This window comes from Streptomyces sp. NBC_00461, from assembly GCF_036013935.1.
Lineage (GTDB): Bacteria > Actinomycetota > Actinomycetes > Streptomycetales > Streptomycetaceae > Streptomyces.
In genome coordinates, this window is the sequence record NZ_CP107902.1 from 4,369,267 (window position 1) to 4,387,379 (window position 18,113).

14 protein-coding genes and 2 pseudogenes are annotated in these 18,113 nt (G+C 71.4%); 8 read left to right on the forward strand and 8 right to left on the reverse strand.

From position 1 onward, the window contains the following. Nucleotides 1-123 precede the first annotated feature (123 nt). A pseudogene (locus OG870_RS20360) lies at nucleotides 124-1,089 on the reverse strand (non-reducing end alpha-L-arabinofuranosidase family hydrolase); the annotation flags it as partial. Between the two features lie 581 nt (nucleotides 1,090-1,670). On the opposite strand from OG870_RS20360, the pseudogene OG870_RS20365 reads away from it, so the two are divergent. Then, a pseudogene (locus OG870_RS20365) lies at nucleotides 1,671-2,099 on the forward strand (S8 family serine peptidase); the annotation flags it as partial. Between the two features lie 138 nt (nucleotides 2,100-2,237). Here the strand turns inward: OG870_RS20365 and OG870_RS20370 are convergent. Together OG870_RS20370 and OG870_RS20375 are read right to left on the reverse strand one after the other, a co-directional pair. Next, entirely contained in the window at nucleotides 2,238-3,140 is a 903-nt protein-coding gene (locus OG870_RS20370) for an LLM class F420-dependent oxidoreductase (RefSeq protein ID WP_266520378.1), read from the reverse strand. A 17-nt stretch (nucleotides 3,141-3,157) separates the two neighbouring features. Further along, nucleotides 3,158-4,396: an amidohydrolase family protein gene (locus OG870_RS20375; protein WP_266583704.1), complete on the reverse strand. Its 1,239-nt coding sequence runs from the start codon at nucleotides 4,394-4,396 to the stop codon at nucleotides 3,158-3,160. 220 nt (nucleotides 4,397-4,616) lie between these two features. On the opposite strand from OG870_RS20375, the gene OG870_RS20380 reads away from it, so the two are divergent. Both OG870_RS20380 and OG870_RS20385 read left to right on the forward strand, forming a co-directional pair. Continuing rightward, complete coding sequence (locus OG870_RS20380) at nucleotides 4,617-7,571, forward strand: AfsR/SARP family transcriptional regulator (protein WP_327691231.1); 2,955 nt, start codon at nucleotides 4,617-4,619, stop codon at nucleotides 7,569-7,571. Between the two features lie 215 nt (nucleotides 7,572-7,786). Further along, on the forward strand, nucleotides 7,787-7,972 hold the full coding sequence (locus OG870_RS20385; RefSeq protein WP_266516366.1) for a hypothetical protein: 186 nt from the start codon (nucleotides 7,787-7,789) through the stop codon (nucleotides 7,970-7,972). A 68-nt stretch (nucleotides 7,973-8,040) separates the two neighbouring features. Here the strand turns inward: OG870_RS20385 and OG870_RS20390 are convergent, their stop codons facing one another. Further along, the gene (locus OG870_RS20390) at nucleotides 8,041-9,609 is read right to left on the reverse strand and encodes a FadD3 family acyl-CoA ligase (protein ID WP_266520379.1); all 1,569 of its coding nucleotides are present in this window, start codon (nucleotides 9,607-9,609) and stop codon (nucleotides 8,041-8,043) included. Between the two features lie 130 nt (nucleotides 9,610-9,739). Here OG870_RS20390 and OG870_RS20395 point away from each other — a divergent pair, with 130 nt between their 5' ends. The 3 genes from OG870_RS20395 to OG870_RS20405 are packed head-to-tail and all read left to right on the forward strand — an operon-like array spanning nucleotide 9,740 to nucleotide 12,088. Further along, nucleotides 9,740-10,894, forward strand: coding sequence for a lipid-transfer protein (locus OG870_RS20395; protein WP_266516369.1), 1,155 nt, complete (start codon nucleotides 9,740-9,742; stop codon nucleotides 10,892-10,894). 7 nt (nucleotides 10,895-10,901) lie between these two features. Further along, nucleotides 10,902-11,318 carry a Zn-ribbon domain-containing OB-fold protein gene (locus OG870_RS20400; RefSeq protein WP_266516371.1) on the forward strand — a complete coding sequence of 139 codons (417 nt, stop codon included), beginning with the start codon at nucleotides 10,902-10,904 and terminating at the stop codon, nucleotides 11,316-11,318. After that, the gene (locus OG870_RS20405) at nucleotides 11,315-12,088 is read left to right on the forward strand and encodes an enoyl-CoA hydratase/isomerase family protein (RefSeq protein ID WP_327691232.1); all 774 of its coding nucleotides are present in this window, start codon (nucleotides 11,315-11,317) and stop codon (nucleotides 12,086-12,088) included. The genes OG870_RS20400 and OG870_RS20405 overlap by 4 nt, the downstream gene beginning before the upstream one ends. 9 nt (nucleotides 12,089-12,097) lie before the next feature. Here OG870_RS20405 and OG870_RS20410 read toward each other — a convergent pair whose 3' ends face one another. The 3 genes from OG870_RS20410 to OG870_RS20420 form a co-directional block, all read right to left on the reverse strand. Further along, nucleotides 12,098-12,658, reverse strand: a complete 561-nt coding sequence (locus OG870_RS20410; protein ID WP_327691233.1) for a hypothetical protein — start codon at nucleotides 12,656-12,658, stop codon at nucleotides 12,098-12,100. Nucleotides 12,659-12,798: 140 nt separating this feature from the next. After that, a complete protein-coding gene (locus OG870_RS20415; protein ID WP_266516378.1) occupies nucleotides 12,799-15,156 on the reverse strand; it encodes an outer membrane protein assembly factor BamB family protein in 2,358 nt (785 codons plus the stop codon). 169 nt (nucleotides 15,157-15,325) lie between these two features. Continuing rightward, nucleotides 15,326-16,075, reverse strand: a complete 750-nt coding sequence (locus OG870_RS20420) for a VOC family protein (protein WP_266583698.1) — start codon at nucleotides 16,073-16,075, stop codon at nucleotides 15,326-15,328. A 135-nt stretch (nucleotides 16,076-16,210) separates the two neighbouring features. Here OG870_RS20420 and OG870_RS20425 point away from each other — a divergent pair, with 135 nt between their 5' ends. Then, nucleotides 16,211-16,846, forward strand: a complete 636-nt coding sequence (locus tag OG870_RS20425) for a TetR family transcriptional regulator (RefSeq protein ID WP_266520381.1) — start codon at nucleotides 16,211-16,213, stop codon at nucleotides 16,844-16,846. Between the two features lie 69 nt (nucleotides 16,847-16,915). Here the strand turns inward: OG870_RS20425 and OG870_RS20430 are convergent, their stop codons facing one another. Then, nucleotides 16,916-17,383 (reverse strand): Lrp/AsnC family transcriptional regulator, encoded by a 468-nt coding sequence (locus OG870_RS20430; RefSeq protein WP_266516382.1) that lies wholly within the window; start codon nucleotides 17,381-17,383, stop codon nucleotides 16,916-16,918. 82 nt (nucleotides 17,384-17,465) lie between these two features. Between OG870_RS20430 and OG870_RS20435 the strand changes: the two genes are divergently transcribed. Further along, nucleotides 17,466-18,092: a LysE family translocator gene (locus tag OG870_RS20435; protein WP_266583696.1), complete on the forward strand. Its 627-nt coding sequence runs from the start codon at nucleotides 17,466-17,468 to the stop codon at nucleotides 18,090-18,092. Nucleotides 18,093-18,113 lie beyond the last annotated feature (21 nt).

Below are 18,113 nucleotides of genomic sequence, written 5' to 3' on the forward strand. Positions count from 1 at the left end.
TTGCACCGAGCCCGCCGCTCCAACTCCACCCGTTCCTGATCGCTCGCTGTGACGCTCACCCGGTTCGGCGTACGTCGCTGCCCGCGAACGTCAGGAACACCAGGACCTGGGGCACGCCACCGGCTAGGGCTGCAGTGTCAGCACGCCCGGCCGGTACGGCAGGAGGCCGTAGTCCATGCCGTCGGTGCTGGGGTCGCGCCCCTGGTAGAGGAACTGGAGGTTGCAAGGGTCGATGGTCTTGGTCTGGTCGGGGTTGGTGCGAACCAGATCGCCGTGGCTGATGTCGTTGGTCCAGGCGGCGCCACTGTTGGCCTTGCCGGCGAAGGGGTTGCTCACGGTGTCGGCCTGCGGTGTCCACGGGCCGTCCAGGCTGGTGGCGGTGAACGAACGGAAGAAGCGCCCGTTGTTGCCCCCCTGCGCCTCGACGATCATGAGGTACTGGTTCTGGCCCTGGACTTTGTAGACCTCCGGCGCCTCGAACAGGTTGGCCGCCGTGTCGCTCATGATCTTCGTGAACGACGAACCGAAGCTGCCCGGGAAGTTCCCGATGGACATGTTGGACCGATAGATGTTGCCTTGGTCGTCGGCGAAGAACATGTACATGTTCGTGTCGTCGCCGATGAGGGTCACGTCGAGGGGGCCCCCAGCCGGGAGGGTGCCCGTGAACAGCGTCTGCTGCGCGGACCAGCCGTTGGGGTCGGTGGGGTCGCTCGAAGTGCGGTAGGAGAAGGCATCTGGCCAACCCCCGTTGTAGGCGAGCACCCAGATGTTCTTCGGGGCGAAGTAGAACAGCGTCGGCGCGATGCCATCGAAGGGAATCGTGTTCTGGGTGGCGGTGGCCATGTCGGACCAGTTCGTGAAGGGGCTGAAGGTCGTCAATCCCCAGCGCCCATCGTTACCGGCGAGGGTGTTGTGCGTCGTGGCATAGACGACGTGCTTGCCGTTGTAGACGACGCTGGTGAAGTCCTTGAGCGAGGCCCACCCCGACTTCGGCTGCGCCAGCGGGCCGGTCGATGTCCAGCGGTACGTCGACGGAAGAGCACACGCGTTGCTCGCCCGGGGCACGTCGGTCCCTTTCTGGTTGTCGCCGGCCGCCTGAGCCGGGCTGACGACGAGCAGCCCCGCCAACGCGGCCAGGGCCGCAACCGCGGCGGCTAGCACCACGGACGGACGTTTGAGACTGAACCTACTTCTGCGCATAAGGACCTCGTCATCCTTGGGCAAGCGACTCCGGTTTGGCCCGTCAGGGGCTGTCCGGGGGCGGTGTGGTGCGGCCCTGAGTGTTCGGCATAGCGAACATTGACCGAAGGGTCGAGCAACTGGATCATAGGGTTCCGGTGATCAGCGTCAATACCTCTCGCAAAATTCGCGGGCAGAAACGTTCGCAGGCCGAAACCAGTCGGCTTCAAGTCCCGTGGTTGTACGGGTCTTTGGCTGGGGGTCAGGTAGCGGTGCGGGCGCGGGCTTGGTGATCATTGCGGACCCCGACCAGGTCGCTCACCTGAGTCTCTGGTTCGGCTCGGTGCCCGACCCGCGCTCGCTTGCGGGGCCGGCGGCACTCACTGACGCCGGTCCGGTCGACGCGTGCCTGCGGCGGCCGTCTGCGGTGCGGGGAGCGTCGAGAACTCGCCGAGCGGGTGCGAGGGCCTCGGGTGGGCCGAGGAGGAGGGATCACGCATGCCCCCACCCCCCACCCCACTCGGATATCGGGCGCGCGACGCGTCGCCCGAGTCGCCGTGGCCGCCGGCCTCGTCTCCGCGCTCGCCGCGCTCGGCCCCCTACCCGCAGCCTTCGCCGCGGACGGCTCCACCGTCGCCACGGCCGACCCCGGCTTCAAGTCCGCGCACGCCAAGCTCGGTTCGGACGACACCCACCTCCTCGCGCAGGCCAAGGCGCACCGCGACAAGAACGTCACGATGATGATCGCCACCGCTCCCGGCGGGACCGAGCAGGTCGCCCGCGAACTGGACGCCGTCAAGGGCGGCTCCGTCGCCCGGACGTACGACAGGCTCGGATACATCCGGGCCACCGTTCCGACCGGCAGGGCGGACTCGGCCATCGCCGCCGCCGCGAAACTCACCTCCGTGCAGGCCATCGAGGCATGACAGCGAGCGGCTACCGAAGTCGCACGAGTGGCCCCATGCCGCTGCCCCCGCCGCCGGACCGGCCGGGGCCCGGCTCCCTGCAGCGGCTGAACGAGGGGCTGTCCGTCCTGTGGTCAACGGGAAGGGCAGCCTCTACAGCAGGGTCCGCACCTCCGCCCCGAAGGCCGCCATCTGGTCGGTGAGTTCGGTGCGTCCGCGGCACCGGAACCGCACCTGGATCTGGTGCACCCCCATGGCGCGGTAGGCGCGGAGGGACTCGGCGAGCGCGTCCGGGGAGCCGGTGAGGGTGCGGCGGCCGACGTCCCAGGTGGCCGTTCCGAGGTACAGGGGCTCGGTGATCGCGCCGATCACGAACGGCCCCTCGATGCACGCCTCTTCCCGCAGTCGCCGGATCCGTTCGATCTGTGCGGGCAGCCGGTCGCGCGGATCGCCCTGCGGCAGCCAGCCGTCGCCCTTGAGGGCGGCCCGGCGCACGGCGGCGGGCGAGGAGCCGCCCACCCAGAGGGGGACGTTCTGCTGGGCCGGCCTGGGGCGCTGGCCCAGGCCCGCGAAGTCGTGGAGCTTGCCGTGGTGCTCGGGGAACTCGTCCGGGCCGAGGGCGGCGCGCAGGGCGTCGATGTTCTCGTCGAGCACGGCCCCGCGCCGCTCGAAGTCGACGCCGAGCGCCTCGAACTCCTCACGCACGTGCCCGGCCCCGACACCGAGGATCAGCCGCCCGCCGCTGAGGTGATCGAGGGTGGCGTACTGCTTGGCCGTGAGCAGGGGGTGCCGTAGCCCCACGACGGCCACGTGACTGAGCAGCCGCACCCGCTCGGTCACCCCCGCGAGGAAGGCGAGGGTGGCCACGGGGTCGTACCAGACCGTGCTCATGGCGGCGGCCAGGCGCCGCGGAACGGCCACGTGGTCGCAGCTCGCGACGTAGTCGAAGCCGGCCCGGTCGGCGCCGCGGGCGATCTCCGCCAGGTCCTCGGGGCCGGCCCCGGCCTCCCACTGCTCGGCGTAGATGGTGCTCTGGGACTGGACGGGCAGCTGCATCCCGTACGAGAGGGCACTCACCGCGCCCAGAGCCCTTCGGGGGTGAGCCCCAGCAGCTCGATGGCGTTGCCCCGCACGATCCGCTCCACCACCTGAGCCTCCAGGTGCCCCATCTGCGCCTCGCCGACCTCGCGGGACTTGGGCCAGGTGGAGTCGGAGTGGGGGTAGTCGGTCTCGTACAGGACGTTGCCCGGGCCGATGGAGTCGAGGTTCCTCAGGCCGAAGGCGTCGTCGAAGAAGCAGCCGTAGACGTGCTCGGCGAACAGCTCGGACGGCGGGCGGTGGACCTTGTCGGCGACCCCGCCCCAGCCGCGGTTCTCCTCCCAGACGACGTCGGCGCGCTCCAGGATGTAGGGGATCCAGCCGATCTGCCCCTCGGCGTACATGACCTTGAGGTTCGGGAAGCGCTCGAACTTGCCGCTCATCAGCCAGTCGACCATCGAGAAGCAGCAGTTGGCGAAGGTGATCGTCGAACCCACCGCGGGCGGCGCGTCCTTGGACGTCGACGGCATCCGACTGCTGGAGCCGATGTGCATGGCGACGACCGTGCCGGTCTCGTCGCAGGCCGCGAGGAAGGGGTCCCAGTCGTCGGTGTGGACGGACGGCAGGCCGAGGTGCGGGGGTATCTCGGAGAAGGCGACGGCCCGGACACCGCGGGCGGCGTTGCGCCGCACCTCGGCGGCGGCGAGTTCCGCGTCCCACAGGGGTATGAGCGTGAGGGGTATGAGCCGCCCCTGGGCCGCCGGGCCGCACCACTCCTCCACCATCCAGTCGTTGTAGGCCTGCACGCAGAGCAGGCCCAGCTCGTGGTCCTTGGCCTCGGTGAAGGTCTGACCGCAGAAGCGGGGGAAGGTCGGGAAGCAGACGGCGGACTGGACGTGGTTGACGTCCATGTCGGCGAGGCGCTGCGGGACGTCGTACGAGCCGGGCCGCATCTGCTCGTAGGTGATCACCTCCAGCTTGATGTCGTCCCTGCTGTAGCCGACCGCCGTGTCCAGGCGGGTGAGGGGGCGGTGCAGGTCCTCGTAGACCCACCAGTCGCCCAGCGGGCCGTCGTCGCCCGGTTTGCCCATGACCGGCCGGAAGCGCCCGCCCAGGAAGGTCATTTCCTTCAGCGGTGCGCGGACTATGCGCGGGCCGACGTCCCGGTACTTCTCCGGGAGGCGGCTCTGCCAGACGTCGGCGGGCTCCACCGTGTGGTCGTCGACGGAGATGATCAGCGGAAACGTGGTCTGCGCGGTGGCTTGGGTGTCCATGGCGGCCACGGTAGCGCCGATCTGACGGGCCGTCAGCTATGTGGTTGTGGACTTCTTGGCGCTCGGGAATGGCCCGGGAATGTTCGGAAGTGTGCGAAGAGCAGGTGAGGGCCTTGTGATATCCCGCGCGTCTGTCGGTGACCGCGCGCTCCACAGCTGACGCATCCGCCGAGAACAAGGCAAACTGACGGAGTTGCTCACTGTGTCTAGGGGGACGGCGATGGACGGTGTACCGCGAGTGCCGGAGCAGAGGCGGTCCGGCTCCTGCGCGGAGCCGGTCGCGCTGAGCTTCGGCGTGCTCGGTCCGGTACGAGCCCGACGCGGCGAGGTGCAGCTCAGCACCGGCTCCCCGCAGCAACGCGCCCTGCTCGCCGCCCTGCTGCTGCGCGAGGGCCGCACGGCGACCGCGGGCGAGCTGATCGACGCCCTGTGGGGCGAGGAGCCGCCGTCGCAGGCACTGGCGGCACTGCGCACGTACGCCTCCCGGCTGCGGAAGGTGCTGGACCCCAGGGTCCTGGTGAGCGAGTCCGGCGGGTACGCGGTGCGCGGGCTCGCCGAGGGCGCGCTGGACCTGGCGGTGGCGCAGGAGCTGGCGGCCGAGGCGGAGAAGGCGCGGGGCTCCGGGGACCTGCGCCATGCACGGGAGGTGCTGGGCCGCGCGCTGGCGCTGTGGGACGGCGAGGCGCTGGCCGGCGTGCCGGGCCCGTACGCGGAGACCCAGCGGGTCCGTCTGGAGGAGTGGCGGCTGCAACTCCTCGAATCCCGGCTGGACATGGACCTGGAGCAGGGGTGCCACGCGGAGGCGGTGTCGGAGCTGACCGCCCTGACGGCCGCGCACCCCCTGCGCGAGCGGCTGCGCGAACTGCTGATGCTGGCGCTGTACCGCAGCGGCCGCCAGGCGGAGGCGCTGGCCGTGTACACGGACACCCGGCAGCTGCTGGCGGACGAACTCGGCGTGGATCCACGTCCGGGGCTGCGGGAACTGCAGCAGCGGATCCTGCGGGCCGACCCGAGTCTGGCGCAGGCCCCGTCCCCGAAGGCCGAGCCGGCCTCCACCCTCGTCCGCCCGGCCCAGCTCCCGGCCACGGTCCCGGACTTCACCGGCCGTTCGGCCTTCGTGGCCGAGCTGGGTGAGGTGCTGGCCTCGGCGGAGGGCCGGGTGATGGCGGTGTCGGCGGTGGCGGGCATCGGGGGCGTGGGCAAGACCACGCTCGCCGTGCACGTCGCCCACCAGGCGCGGGCCGCCTTCCCGGACGGGCAGCTGTACGTCGACCTCCAGGGCGCCGGCGCGAGTTCGGCGGAACCGGAGACCGTGCTCGGGTCGTTCCTGCGCGCGCTCGGCACCGTGGACTCGGCGATCCCGGACTCCCTGGAGGAACGCTCGGCGCTGTACCGCTCGGTCCTGGACGGCCGCCGGGTGCTGGTCCTGCTGGACAACGCCCGGGACGCGGCCCAGGTACGGCCCCTGCTCCCCGGCACGGAGGGCTGCGCGGCCCTGGTGACGTCACGGGTGCGGATGGTCGACCTGGCGGGCGCCCACCTCGTGGACCTGGACGTGATGTCGCCGGACGAGGCTCTGTCGCTGTTCACCAAGATCGTGGGCGCCGAGCGGGTGGCCTCGGAGCGGAAGGCCGCCCTGGACGTCGTGGCGGCGTGCGGGTTCCTCCCGCTGGCGATCCGCATCGCGGCCTCCCGCCTGGCGGCCCGCCGCACCTGGACCGTCTCCGTCCTCGCCGCCAAGCTGGCGGACGAACGCCGCCGCCTGGACGAACTGCAGGCCGGCGACCTGGCGGTCAAGGCCACCTTCGAGCTGGGCTACGGCGCGCTGGAGCCGGCCCAGGCACGCGCGTTCCGTCTCCTGGGGCTCGCGGACGGCCCGGACATCTCGGTGGCGGCGGCCGCCGCGGTGCTGGACCTTCCGGCCGACGAGACGGAGGACCTGCTGGAGTCCCTCGTCGACACCTCCCTGCTGGAGTCGGCGGCTCCCGGCCGCTACCGCTACCACGACCTGGTCCGGCTCTACGCGCGTGCGTGCGCGGAGCGGGACGAGTGGCCGCCGAGCGAGCGTGATGCGGCGATGTCGCGGTTGCTGGACTTCTACCTGGCCACCGCGGCCGGGGTGTACGCGATCGAGCGGCCGGGGGACCGGCTGGTGGACCAGCTGGCCCCGACCGCCCATCCGGGGCTGGTCTTCGCCGACCGCCACGCGGCGCAGGACTGGCTGTACGCGGAGGCGATCTGCCTCCTGGCCTGCGTCACCCGGTCCGCGGGCCGGCCGGAGACCCTCGCCCGCGCCATCGACCTGCTGTGGGCCGCGCACGACCTGTCCGAGTCGGGCGCCAACTCCAAGGGATACGAGGCGACCGCGCAGACCCTGGTGGAGGCTTCCCGGCGGCTCGGCGATCCGCGGGCCGAGGCGCGTGCCCTGATGACCCTGGTGACCGTCCATCTCGTGATCGGCCGCTTCGAGCAGGCGGACCAGGAGGCCGAGCGCGCCACCCTCCTCGCGCGACAGGCGCGGGACCTTCTCCCGGTCTGCTGGGCGAGCAACGCACGCGGGATCCTCGCGCTCTACCAGAACCGCCACGCCGACGGCGAGGAGCACCTCTCCCAGGCCATCGAGCACTTCCGCACGCTGGGCGACCGCCCCGGCGAGGCGAGCGCCCTGTGCAACCTCTCCCGCATCCACCTCGCCACCGGGCGCACGACCAGCGCGGTCGCGCTGGCCCGGGAGGGCATCGGCGTCTACGACGCGATGGGCAACACCATGCGGGGCGCGAACGCCCGGTACGCGCTCGGTCTGGCGCTCACCCAGAGCGGCGAGCTGGACTCCGCGACCGACCGGCTGCACGAGGCGCTGGAGGTGTTCCGGGACAGCCGCCAGCGCCTGTGGGAGGGCATGAGCCTGTTCCGGCTGGCCGAGGTCGATCTCGCCGCCCGGCGCCCCGCGCAGGCCGCGGCGAACGCCGAGATGGCGCTGACGGTGCTGCGCGGCATCGGCGGGGAGTGGCGGCGGGGCAACGTCCTGACCGTCCTGGGCCGTGCCCTCAGCGGCATCGGGCAGACGGGCCGGGCGCAGGTCTGCTGGCAGGAAGCCGTGGCGATCTACGAGGACCTGGGCTCCGACGAGGCCGTGGAGGTACGGGCACTGCTGACACCGTTGCGCGCGGCCTGAGGGGCCCGCGGAGGCGTTCATCATTCGTTTATCGCCTTCCGCCATGCTGAAGGCAGTCGATCCGTCGCGTCGGGGGGCAGACGGGTCACTGGCGGGCCCCATACCCACTTATCGGGGCGAGCGGCCCAGCAGGGTCCGTCCGGTCGTCCTCGGGGGAGTGACCGGGCGGGCCCTGCCGATCCATCCATGCGATCCACCAAGGGGAGTTGACGACCATGAGCGACGAGCTCAAGCCGGAGGACCTGCACGCCACGTCCACGACGGACGGCAAGGTCACGACCCAGGACCTGCACGCCACGGACAAGCCCGTGAAGCCCGACGACCTGCACGCCACGGACGAGCCCTTGGAGACCAAGGACCTGCACGCCACGTCGGAGCCCTTCAAGCCGACCAAGGCGTAAGCCTCCTCGCACGGGGACCGGCCGCGGCGGCACGGAGGGGAGCCGCCGCGGCCGAGGTGTGCCCGCGCTCAGCGCGCCCGCCCCCGCAGTTCCCCCTTGACCACCTTCCCGCTCGCGTTCCGGGGCAGTTCCGTCAGGAACTCCACCTGCCTGGGCACCTTGTAGTTCGCCATCTCCCGCCGTGCCCACGCCATCAGGTCGTCCGCCGTGAGGACCGCGCCCGCCCGCCGCACCACACAGGCCTTCCCGACCTCCCCGAGCCGCGGATCCGGTACGCCGATCACCGCGACGTCCGCCACATCCGGGTGCAGGCCCAGCAGTTGCTCTATCTCCGCCGGGTAGGCGTTGAAGCCGCCGACGATGAACATGTCCTTGATGCGGTCGGTGATCCTGAGGCAGCCCGTCTCGTCCAGCACGCCCACATCCCCGGTCCGCAGCCAGCCGTCCGCCGTCAGCACCTCGGCCGTGGCCGTCTCGTCCTCGTAGTAGCCGCGCATGACGTTGAAGCCGCGCACCAGGACCTCGCCGGGCTCGCCGGGCGGTGCCTCGACCCGCACCTCGGTGCCCGGTATCGCCCGCCCGGACGTCGAGGCGATCACCGTGGGGTCGTCGCCGCGCCGGCACATCGTCACGATGCCGCTGGCCTCCGAGAGGCCGTACGCCGTCAGGACCGTCTCCACGCCCAGTTCCCCGCGCAGCCGCTCCACCAGCCTGAGCGGCACCACCGCCGCGCCCGTCACCACCAGTCGCAGTGCCGAGAGGTCATGGGTGTCGCGGGACGGGTGGTCCAGCAGGGACTGGTGGAGGGTCGGCGGTCCCGGCAGGACCGACACCCGCTCCGCCGCGATGTTGGCCAGGGCCGTGTCGATGTTGAACACCGGCTGGGGGATCATCGTCGCGCCGCGCATCAGACAGGCCAGGACTCCGGCCTTGTAGCCGAAGGTGTGGAAGAAGGGGTTCACGATCAGATAGCGGTCGCCGCGCCGCAGCCCCGCGAGATCACTCCAGATCTCGTACGCCCTGAGCGTCTGCGCGTGGGTGATCACCGCGCCCTTGGGGCGGCCCGTCGTGCCGGACGTGAAGACGATGTCCGACGGCTGGGAGCCGTCCACCGCCGCCGACCGCGCCCGCACCTCGGACGGGCCCACTCCGTCCCCGCCCGCGAGGAAGTCCTTCCACGTACGGAAGTCGGCGGGCGCGTCGTCCGACAGCACCACCACCTGCTCCAGCGACGGCAGTTCCGGCCCCTCCGCGACCGCCCGCCGCAGAGACGCCACGTACGAGGTCCCCAGGAACGTCCCCGTCACGAACAGCAGCCGCGCTCCGCTCCTGCGCAGCACGTCCGCCGCCTCCGCGCCCTTGAAGCGCGTGTTGACCGGCACGAGCACCGCCCCGGCCGACACCGCGCCCAGCGCCGCCACGATCCAGTCCAGGGAGTTGGGGGCCCAGATCGCGACCCGGTCACCCGGCGAGAGGCCCCTCGCGATGCAGGCGGCCGCCGCCCGTTCGACGCGGGCGCCCAGTTCGGCGTACGAGATCCGGGTACGGCCCTCCACCACCGCCTCGACGTCCGCGTACCGCTCGGCCGCGGACCGGACGAGTTCCGGAATGCTGCCCCACTCGACGTCACCGCGCACAACGACCCCCAACCTTCCCCACCTCTCAACTCCGTTCGAGCCGGGGACACCCCATTGCTGACTGTCCGTCAGATTAGCTGTAGCCTGACGACCTGTCAGCTGCCCTGGCATCTTGCGGAGGTCCCCCACCATGACCGGAATCAAGGACGCCACCGCGATCGTCGGGATCGGGCAAACCCCTTTCGCCAGACGGCTGGACGAGGACGAGAAGACCCTCGCCTGCCGGGCCGTCCTCGCCGCTCTCGACGACGCGGGCATCGCTCCGGGCGAGGTCGACGCCCTCGCCTCGTACACGATGGAGGAGACGGACGAGGTGGAGCTGGCGAAGGCCGTCGGCTTCGGTGACCTCACCTTCTTCAGCAAGGCCGGCTACGGCGGCGGCGGTTCGTGCGCCACGGTCGCCCATCTCGCCACCGCCATCGCCGCGGGCCAGGCCACGATCGGCGTCGCCTGGCGCTCGCGCAAGCGCGGCAGCGGCCCCCGCCCCTGGAAGAACACCACCGTCCAACTCCCCACCCCCGCCCAGTGGACCCGCCCCTTCGGCCTGCTGCGCCCGGCCGACGAGATCGCCATGCTCACCCGCCGCTACATGCACGAGTACGGCGTGACCCGCGACCACCTCTTCAACGTCGCCCTCGCCTGCCGCAACAGAGCGAACCAGAATCCGGCCGCGGTGATGTACGACCGCCCTCTGACCCGCGAGATGTACATGACCTCCCGCTGGATCAGCGAGCCGCTCTGCCTCTTCGACAACTGCCTGGAGACGGACGGCGCGTTGGCGTGCGTGGTCGTGTCCGGTGAACGCGCGCGTGACTGCCGCCGGACCCCCGTCTACGTCCACTCCGCAGCGCAGGGCCTGCCCTCCCAGCACCACGGCATGGTCAACTACTGGAACGACGACCCGCTCACCGGACCCGCCCAGGCCGCCGCCCGACACCTTTGGAAACACGCGGACTTCACGCCCCAGGACGTGGACGTGGCCCAGATCTACGACGCGTTCACGGCGCTCGTACCGCTCTCCCTGGAGGGCTACGGGTTCTGCGACCGCGGAGAGGGCGGTGCGTTCACCGAGCAGGGGGCCCTGGAGATGGGCGGACGGCTGCCCCTCAACACCGGGGGCGGCGGGCTCAGTGAGGCCTACGTCCACGGGTTCAACCTCATCAACGAAGGCGTGAAGCAGCTCAGAGGCACCAGCACCGCCCAGGTCCCGGACGCCACCACCTGCCTGGTCACCGCCGGCGAGGGAGTCCCGACGTCCGCCCTGCTGCTGACGAACAGGAGTTGAGCCACCCATGCTGACCCCCGTCACCGACGCCGACGGCGCCCCCTTCTGGGGCTACGCGCGCCAGGGCGAACTCCGCGTCCAGGCCTGCGCCGCCTGCTCCGAACTCCGCTTCCCGCCCCGGCCCTGCTGCCCCCACTGCCAGTCCTTCGAGAGCGAGTGGCGGCCGGTCGACGGACACGGGCGCATCTGGTCCTACGTCGTCCCGCACCCGCCCCTGCTGCCCGACTACGCGCGGCAGGCGCCGTACAACGTCGTCGTCGTCGAGCTCACCGAGGCCCCGCGCATCCGTCTGGTCGGCAATGTGGTCGCCGAGGCCGGCGCGCGGCTCGACTCGGTCCCGCCCGAGCGCATCCGGATCGGCGCCAGGGTGCAGGTCGTCTTCGACGGCGACGGGCTGCCCCAGTGGGTCCTGGAGCGGCCATGACCGTGCGCGTGAACGCCGACAAGACCACCGGCATCGCCGTCGTCACCCTCGACCGGCCCGAGCGACTCAACGCAATCAACCTCCCGATGCGCGACGAACTGCGGCGGATCTGGCGGGAGTTGAGGTTCGACGACTCCGTGCGCGCCGTCGTCCTCACCGGCAGCGGCGAGCGCGCGTTCTGCACCGGCCTCGACCGGGACGCCGAGGTACCGCAGCCGGGCTCGCCCTACATGGCCGACGATCCGCTGCTGCGCGTCGGCCCCAAGTCGAACGACCTGTGGAAGCCGGTCGTGGCCGCCGTGCGGGGCATGGCCTGCGGGGGCGCCTTCTACCTCCTCGGGGAGTCGGACTTCCTCGTCGCCGACACCGACGCCACCTTCTTCGACCCGCACACCACCTACGGCATGGTCAGCGCCTACGAGTCGGTGCTCATGGCGCACCGCATGCCGCACGGCGAGGTCGCGCGGATGATGCTGATGGGCACGGCGGAGCGGATCGGGGCCCGCCGGGCGTACGACATCGGGCTGGTCTCCGAACTCACCGACCCCGGCGGGGCGTTGGCCGCGGCGACCGCCTGTGCCACCGTGATCGCCGGATATCCGCCCGAAGGCGTGCAGGGGACCGTGCGGGCCCTGTGGGCCGCCAAGGAGGCCGCACTCGCCGCCGGGTTCGCCCAGGCGCCGCATCTCATCTCCCTCGGCAACCTGCCCGCGCACCGCCAGGCGGAGCTGTTCGCCGTGCGGCGCGGCGGGGGGTTCCGGGTGCGGTGAGGCGGCCGGTCAGCTGCTGGTGGCGCGCGCCGACTCGTCGACGTCGCAGTGGTCGACCGAGGCGACCAGGCTCGCGCTGCCGACCTGCACCTTCGCCGTCGCCGTGTCGTTCGCGGGCACCTCGACGTCGGCGAACCCGGTGACGAGGTATTCGTCCCGCTTGTCCTTGAAGGTGACGCTGACGGAGAAGGTCGCGGCGACCGCGTTCGGGTTGGTGACCTCGACGGTCGCGTACGGCGCCGTCGCGCTCGCGCAGCGCACCAGCTTCACCGTGGCGTCCTGCAGCGACGCGGTCGTGGACGAGGTACCTCCGGAACCGCCGGACGAGCCGGACGAGCCGCTGGAGGAATAGTCGTCGTCATCGTCGTAGTACCTGTGGCTGCTCGACGACGAACTGTCGTGATCCTGCGCCGAACTGCTGCAGCCGCCTCCGCCGCCGTGGCTGTTCCCGATGCCGTGGCTCTTCCCGATGCCGTGGTGTCCGTGGCTGCGCCCCGTGAACCCCGTCAGCGAGAGGACCACGAACGCCAGTACCGCCGTGTACTTGAGACCGCGCCCCCGTAGATGCATGCCATGACCCTATCGATCACATGTCACGGCCATGTCACCGCGTGGCGATCGTCGCGTACCCGGCGTAGCGTCTGCCGTGGACGGCCGCCGCCCGGCCCCTTCCGTGAACCCGTACGACGGCCGTCACCGAACACCACCGGCTATGCGGTGCGGGCCGTGCCCGTGCCCTTCTCCGCGTCCAGCGCGTACACGCACCGGTCCTTGCTGCACGCGTACACGACGCCGTCCTTGACCACCGGCGAACCGGTGATCTCGCCGCCGGTCGCGAGCTTCCAGCGCAGCCGTCCGTCGTCGGCCTTCAGCGTGTACAGCAGGTGGTCCGTCGACCCGAAGTGGATGCGGTCCTCCGCCACCACCGGGGCGCCGACGATGTCGCCGCCCGCCTGGAAGCGCCACTTGGGCGTGCCGGTGACCGCGTCCAGGGTGTACAGCCCCTTGCCGCTGCCCACGTGCACATGTCCGCCCGCCACCAGGACCGGCTCGACGGACGCCCGGGACTCGGTGGCGATGCGCCAGCGGTCGCGGCCGTCGGTGGCGTCGAGGGCGTAGACCGTGCCGAGGTAGTCGGCCAGGTAGATGCCACCGCCGGTGACCGCGGGGCCCGGCGCGAAGGTGGGCTGGGAGAGGAAGACGGCGGGCGCCTCGAAGTGCCACTTCACCCGGCCGCTCGCCACGTCGATCGCCAGGACCCGGGTGCCCGCGCAGACGTACACGTAGCCGTCGGGCGCGTGCGTGATCCGCACCGGCACACCGCCGCAGGAGGCCGCGTCGCCGATCGGGTAGGACCAGCGCTCGTCGCCGGTGCGGGCGTCCAGGGCGCGCAGCCGGGCGTCCTGCCAGACGTACACCGTGCCCTCGTGGACGGCCGGCCCGGACTCGGGCGACTCGAAGTCGGTCTGGGCCCCGGTGAGCTCCCACAGTTTCTGGCCGGTCGAGGCCTCGCGGGCCTGGACGCCGCCGCCGCGCGTGCCGGTGACGACCGTGCCCCGGTCGGCCTTCAGCGAGTACACCCAGGCGTCCGTGGACAGCCGCCACAGGTCGGCGCCCTCGCGGCAGTCCAGGGCGAACAGCGACGGCCCGTCGGAGGCGTGGATACGGCCGTCCGCGACCGCCATCGACCAGGCCACGTCCCGCGTCTTGAAGCGCCGGCGGCCGGTGGCCACGTCCAGGGCGTGGACCTCGAAGGACGTGACGTAGACGAGGTCGCCGGCGACCGAGGGGGTGCCCCATACGTCGTTCGACATGCGGAAACGCCAGGGGCGCCAGCCTGCCGCGGCTTCCGGTGCCACGGGCAGCGGCGCGGGTACGGCGTTCATGGGGGGTTCGGCGCCGTTGACGCCGGGGCGCGGCTTGGACCAGGAGGCGGCCAGGGCGGCCTCCGGAGGCGGCGCCTTGACGGCGGCGGCGCGGACGTCGGAGACACGCGGTCCGGGCCCGATGGGCACCTGGGCGCCGGCGAGCCGGACGGGGCCGGTGTCCGGGGCGCCGACGGGCACCGGGGACGCCGGTACGACGGGGTCGTGCGAGGGCGGGGGCGGCAGGGGGGCCGGTCGCGCGCCGCCGCCGCTGCGGCCCGAGCCCTGTCCCGGTTTCACCGCCGGACGGCCGTTGCGCCGCCCCTCGATCAGGCTCACCGCCCGCTCGGGCAGCCACGCCGACGCCGTACCGCTGTCGTCGGAGCCGGAGCCGAAGAGGTGGGGGGCGAGCTGGGCCTGGAGGTCGGCCGGGTTGGGGCGGCTCGTCGCCTCCATCTGCATCAGGGACTCGATCAGCGGGCGCAGCTCGTCCGGCAGGCCCTCCAGGTCCGGCCCCTCCCGCAGCAGCATGAAGACCGTCTCGACCGGGTTGGCGCCGTGGAAGGGCGGGTGCCCGGTCGCGGCGAAGACGAGCATCGAGCCGAGCGAGAAGACGTCACTCGCTCCGGTCACGCTCCTGGAGTCCTTCGCCTGCTCCGGCGACATGTAGGCGGGCGTGCCCACCGCCACGTTCGTCATCGTCAAACGTGTGTTCGATACGCCGGACGCGATACCGAAGTCGATGACCCGGGGGCCGTCCTCGACGACCAGCACGTTCGACGGCTTCAGGTCCCGGTGCACCAGACCGGCGCCGTGGATCGACTGCAGCGCCTCGGCCACACCCGCCGCGAGCCAGCGCACCGCCTGGGCCGGCATCGGCCCGCACTCGTTCACTATCTCTTCGAGGGAGGGCGCGGGGACGTACGCGGTGGCCAGCCACGGCACGGCGGCCCGCGCGTCGGCGTCGACCACGGCCGCCGTGTAGAAGCCGGAGACCGCCCGGGCGGCCTCGACCTCACGCGAGAAGCGGACGCGGAACAGCTGGTCCTCGGCGAGTTCCGTACGGACCGTCTTGATCGCCACACGCCGGCCGGACGCCGAGCGCGCGAGATAGACCAGCCCCATGCCGCCGGCACCGAGCCGTCCCAGCACCTCGAACGGACCGATTCGCCGCGGATCGTGCTGTGTCAGCTGATCCACCACTTGCCTGCCACCTCCCCGTACGGGCCGCGCCGGTCACATCTGTGCGCGACCCCGTGCAGCGTCTCACCTGCGCACCGCCATGGCGGTGCGCACCCCGATTCTTCCTGTCCCGGGCACTGGTTGCGAACCCGGGACCCATTCGGGATGTCTCACCCCAAAACGGCAAGTCTCACTGCTCGGTCTGCTTCCGTCGCTCCAGAACGGCGAACGACGCCCCCTGATTGTCGGTGACGACGGCCACCCTTCCGTAGGACGTCTCGAATGGTGGCGCCTGGATCCGACCACCGAGACGAGTCACCGTCCCGAGCACGTCCTCGCAGTCGTCCACACCGAAGTGGACGACGAAGTGGGGCGGCATCTCGGCCGGGAAGACCTCCGCCACGGGCGCCCGGCCGAAGTCGGGCCTGGCGTCCGGCCCGAACAGGGCGTCGTGGAAGAGCTCGCCGTAGAAGGTGTTGGCGGCCTCGGTGTCCCGGGCGTACAGCTCGGCCCAGGCGAAGGTGCCGGGCTCGTGCCGCCTGCCGAAGCCGGTGTGGTCACCCGGCTCCCACAGACCGAACACGGCACCCTCGGAGTCGGTGACCAGCGCCGTCGTGCCCAGCTCCGCGACCGGTACGGGCGCCGTCACGACCTGCCCGCCGGCGGCCCAGACCCGGTCGGCCAGCGCCTCGGCGTCGGGCGTCGCGAAGTACACGGTCCACACGGTGGGCAGCCGGCCGTCCGTCTTGCGGGCCAGCGCGGCGACCGGCTCCCCCTTGTGCAGCGCCCACACCGTGCCGCCGGACCACTCCGGCCGGTCCTCGAAGCTCCACCCGAAGAGCTCTCCGTAGAACCGCTTACCCGCCTCCACGTCGGGGAGCTGCGCGTCCACCCAGCACGGGACGCCCTCTCCGTACGCGGATGCCCTGTTTTCGGCCATACCGCCAAACTAACGGCGTCTCACGCACCCCGCAGGACCAGGCACACCCGCCTCTGTGCACTCATGCACCCCATTTGCAGTCGGCCGAATCGCGCTCCGATCACCCCTCGGTAAGCTGACGACATGACAGGACAAGTGCGTACCGTCGACGGCCGCGTGGCCGGCCGGCGTGGGCAGGCGACCCGGCAGAAGCTGCTCGACTGCCTCAGCGAGATGCTCAGCTCCTCCCCTTATCGGGACGTCAAAGTCATCGATGTCGCCCGGAAGGCGGGCACTTCGCCCGCGACCTTCTACCAGTACTTCCCGGACGTGGAGGGCGCCGTCCTGGAGATCGCCGAGCAAATGGCCACCGAGGGCGCCGGGTTGACCGAGTTGCTCGAAGGCCGGTCGTGGGTCGGCAAGGCCGGCTGGCAGACCGCGCAAGAACTCGTGGACGGCTTCCTGGAGTTCTGGCGCAAGAACGACGCGATTCTGCGCGTCGTCGACCTCGGTGCGGCCGAGGGCGACAAGCGGTTCTACAAACTCCGCATGAAGATCCTGAACTCGGTGAACAACTCCCTTGCGGATTCGGTCGCCGAACTGCAATCCAAGGGCAAGGTCGACAAGGAAGTGAATCCGGCGGCGGTCGCCGGTTCGCTGGTCGCGATGCTCGCGGCCGTCGCCTCGCACCAGAAGGGCTTCCAGACCTGGGGCGTCAAACAGGCTGAACTCAAGCCGAATCTGGCGCTGTTGGTACACCTGGGCGTGACAGGCAGGAAGCCGACGAAGTAACACACGTCACACGCCTCTTTCCAGGTCCCCAAGTCCTGTCTGGCAGGCGGCGGTTCACGCTCCCGTGGATCACCGCCTGCTCTGCTGTGCGGGCAGTGGCCGATCCTTCACCACGTGCTTCATCACCAGCGTCGAGGTGAGCTTCTGCACCCCCGGCAGGCTGGCGAGCCGCTCGTCGTACAGCCGTTGGTAGGCCGCGAGATCGGCGGCGACGACCCGCAGCAGATAGTCCGGCTCCCCGAACAGCCGCTGCGCCTCCAGCACCTCGTCCACCTCCCCGAGGGCCCTCTCGAACTCGGCGACCGTCTCCCGGTCCTCCTGCCGCATGGAGACGAAGACCAGCGCCTCGAAGGTCAGCCCGACGGCCGCGGGGTCGACGACGGCCCGGTATCCGCTGATGGCTCCCGACCGCTCCAGCTCCCGCAGCCGCCGGTGGCAGGGCGAGACGCTGAGCCGCACCCGCGCGGCCAGCTCGGTCACGGTCAGCCGCCCGTCCTGCTGCATCTCGGCAAGGATTTTCCGGTCTACGTCGTCCATGGGGCAGATCTTTCCACTCAACCCCCGATCTCGGGGAAACTTTGGGAACACTTTCGGCCCTTCTGAGCCTAATCTCCCCACCATGAACTCGGGAACGCTGCTCTCCTTCCTGGCCCTCGACCTGCTGCTGGTCTGCGTGCCCGGCGCCGACTGGGCGTATGTGATCGCGAACGGGGTGCGCGGCCGTTCGGTGGGACGGGCGGTGGCGGGACTGGTCGCGGGGTACGCGCTGCACACGACGCTGGCCGTCGCGGGCCTCGCCGTCCTGGTCGCGAGCTCGCCGGCGCTCCTGACGGCGCTGACGGTGACGGGGGCCGGATACCTGGTGTGGCTGGGCTGGAGCGTCCTGCGCCGCCCGGCGGTACCCGAGGCGGACGCACAGGGCGCACAGGACACGCAGGCACCCTCCGGCGGCCTCTTCCTGCGCGGCGCGACGATCAGCGGCCTGAACCCGAAGGGCCTGCTGCTCTACCTCTCGGTACTCCCCCAGTTCCTCGTCACCCGGGGCGCACACCCGCCGGTGGCCGTCCAGACGGCGGTGCTCGGCCTCCTCCACATGGCGTGCTGCGCCGCCGTCTACCTGACCGTAGGTCTCCTGTCCCGCGCCCTGCTGGCCGCCCGCCCCCGGGCCGCCCGCGCGGTCACCCGCACCTCGGGGGCGGCGATGCTCGGCATCGGCGCGCTCCTGCTCGCGCAGCACACGCTGTGAGCGCTCCCGCCCGCGCGGCAC

Coding starts and splice junctions, on each gene's coding strand:
- OG870_RS20385 (WP_266516366.1), top strand. CDS start 7,787: ATGAGCGACGAGCTCAAGCCGGAGGACCTGCACGCCACGTCCACGACG.
- OG870_RS20375 (WP_266583704.1), bottom strand. CDS start 4,396: ATGGACACCCAAGCCACCGCGCAGACCACGTTTCCGCTGATCATCTCC.
- OG870_RS20380 (WP_327691231.1), top strand. CDS start 4,617: ATGGACGGTGTACCGCGAGTGCCGGAGCAGAGGCGGTCCGGCTCCTGC.
- OG870_RS20410 (WP_327691233.1), bottom strand. CDS start 12,658: ATGCATCTACGGGGGCGCGGTCTCAAGTACACGGCGGTACTGGCGTTC.
- OG870_RS20405 (WP_327691232.1), top strand. CDS start 11,315: ATGACCGTGCGCGTGAACGCCGACAAGACCACCGGCATCGCCGTCGTC.
- OG870_RS20420 (WP_266583698.1), bottom strand. CDS start 16,075: ATGGCCGAAAACAGGGCATCCGCGTACGGAGAGGGCGTCCCGTGCTGG.
- OG870_RS20400 (WP_266516371.1), top strand. CDS start 10,902: ATGCTGACCCCCGTCACCGACGCCGACGGCGCCCCCTTCTGGGGCTAC.
- OG870_RS20430 (WP_266516382.1), bottom strand. CDS start 17,383: ATGGACGACGTAGACCGGAAAATCCTTGCCGAGATGCAGCAGGACGGG.
- OG870_RS20370 (WP_266520378.1), bottom strand. CDS start 3,140: ATGCAGCTGCCCGTCCAGTCCCAGAGCACCATCTACGCCGAGCAGTGG.
- OG870_RS20435 (WP_266583696.1), top strand. CDS start 17,466: ATGAACTCGGGAACGCTGCTCTCCTTCCTGGCCCTCGACCTGCTGCTG.
- OG870_RS20395 (WP_266516369.1), top strand. CDS start 9,740: ATGACCGGAATCAAGGACGCCACCGCGATCGTCGGGATCGGGCAAACC.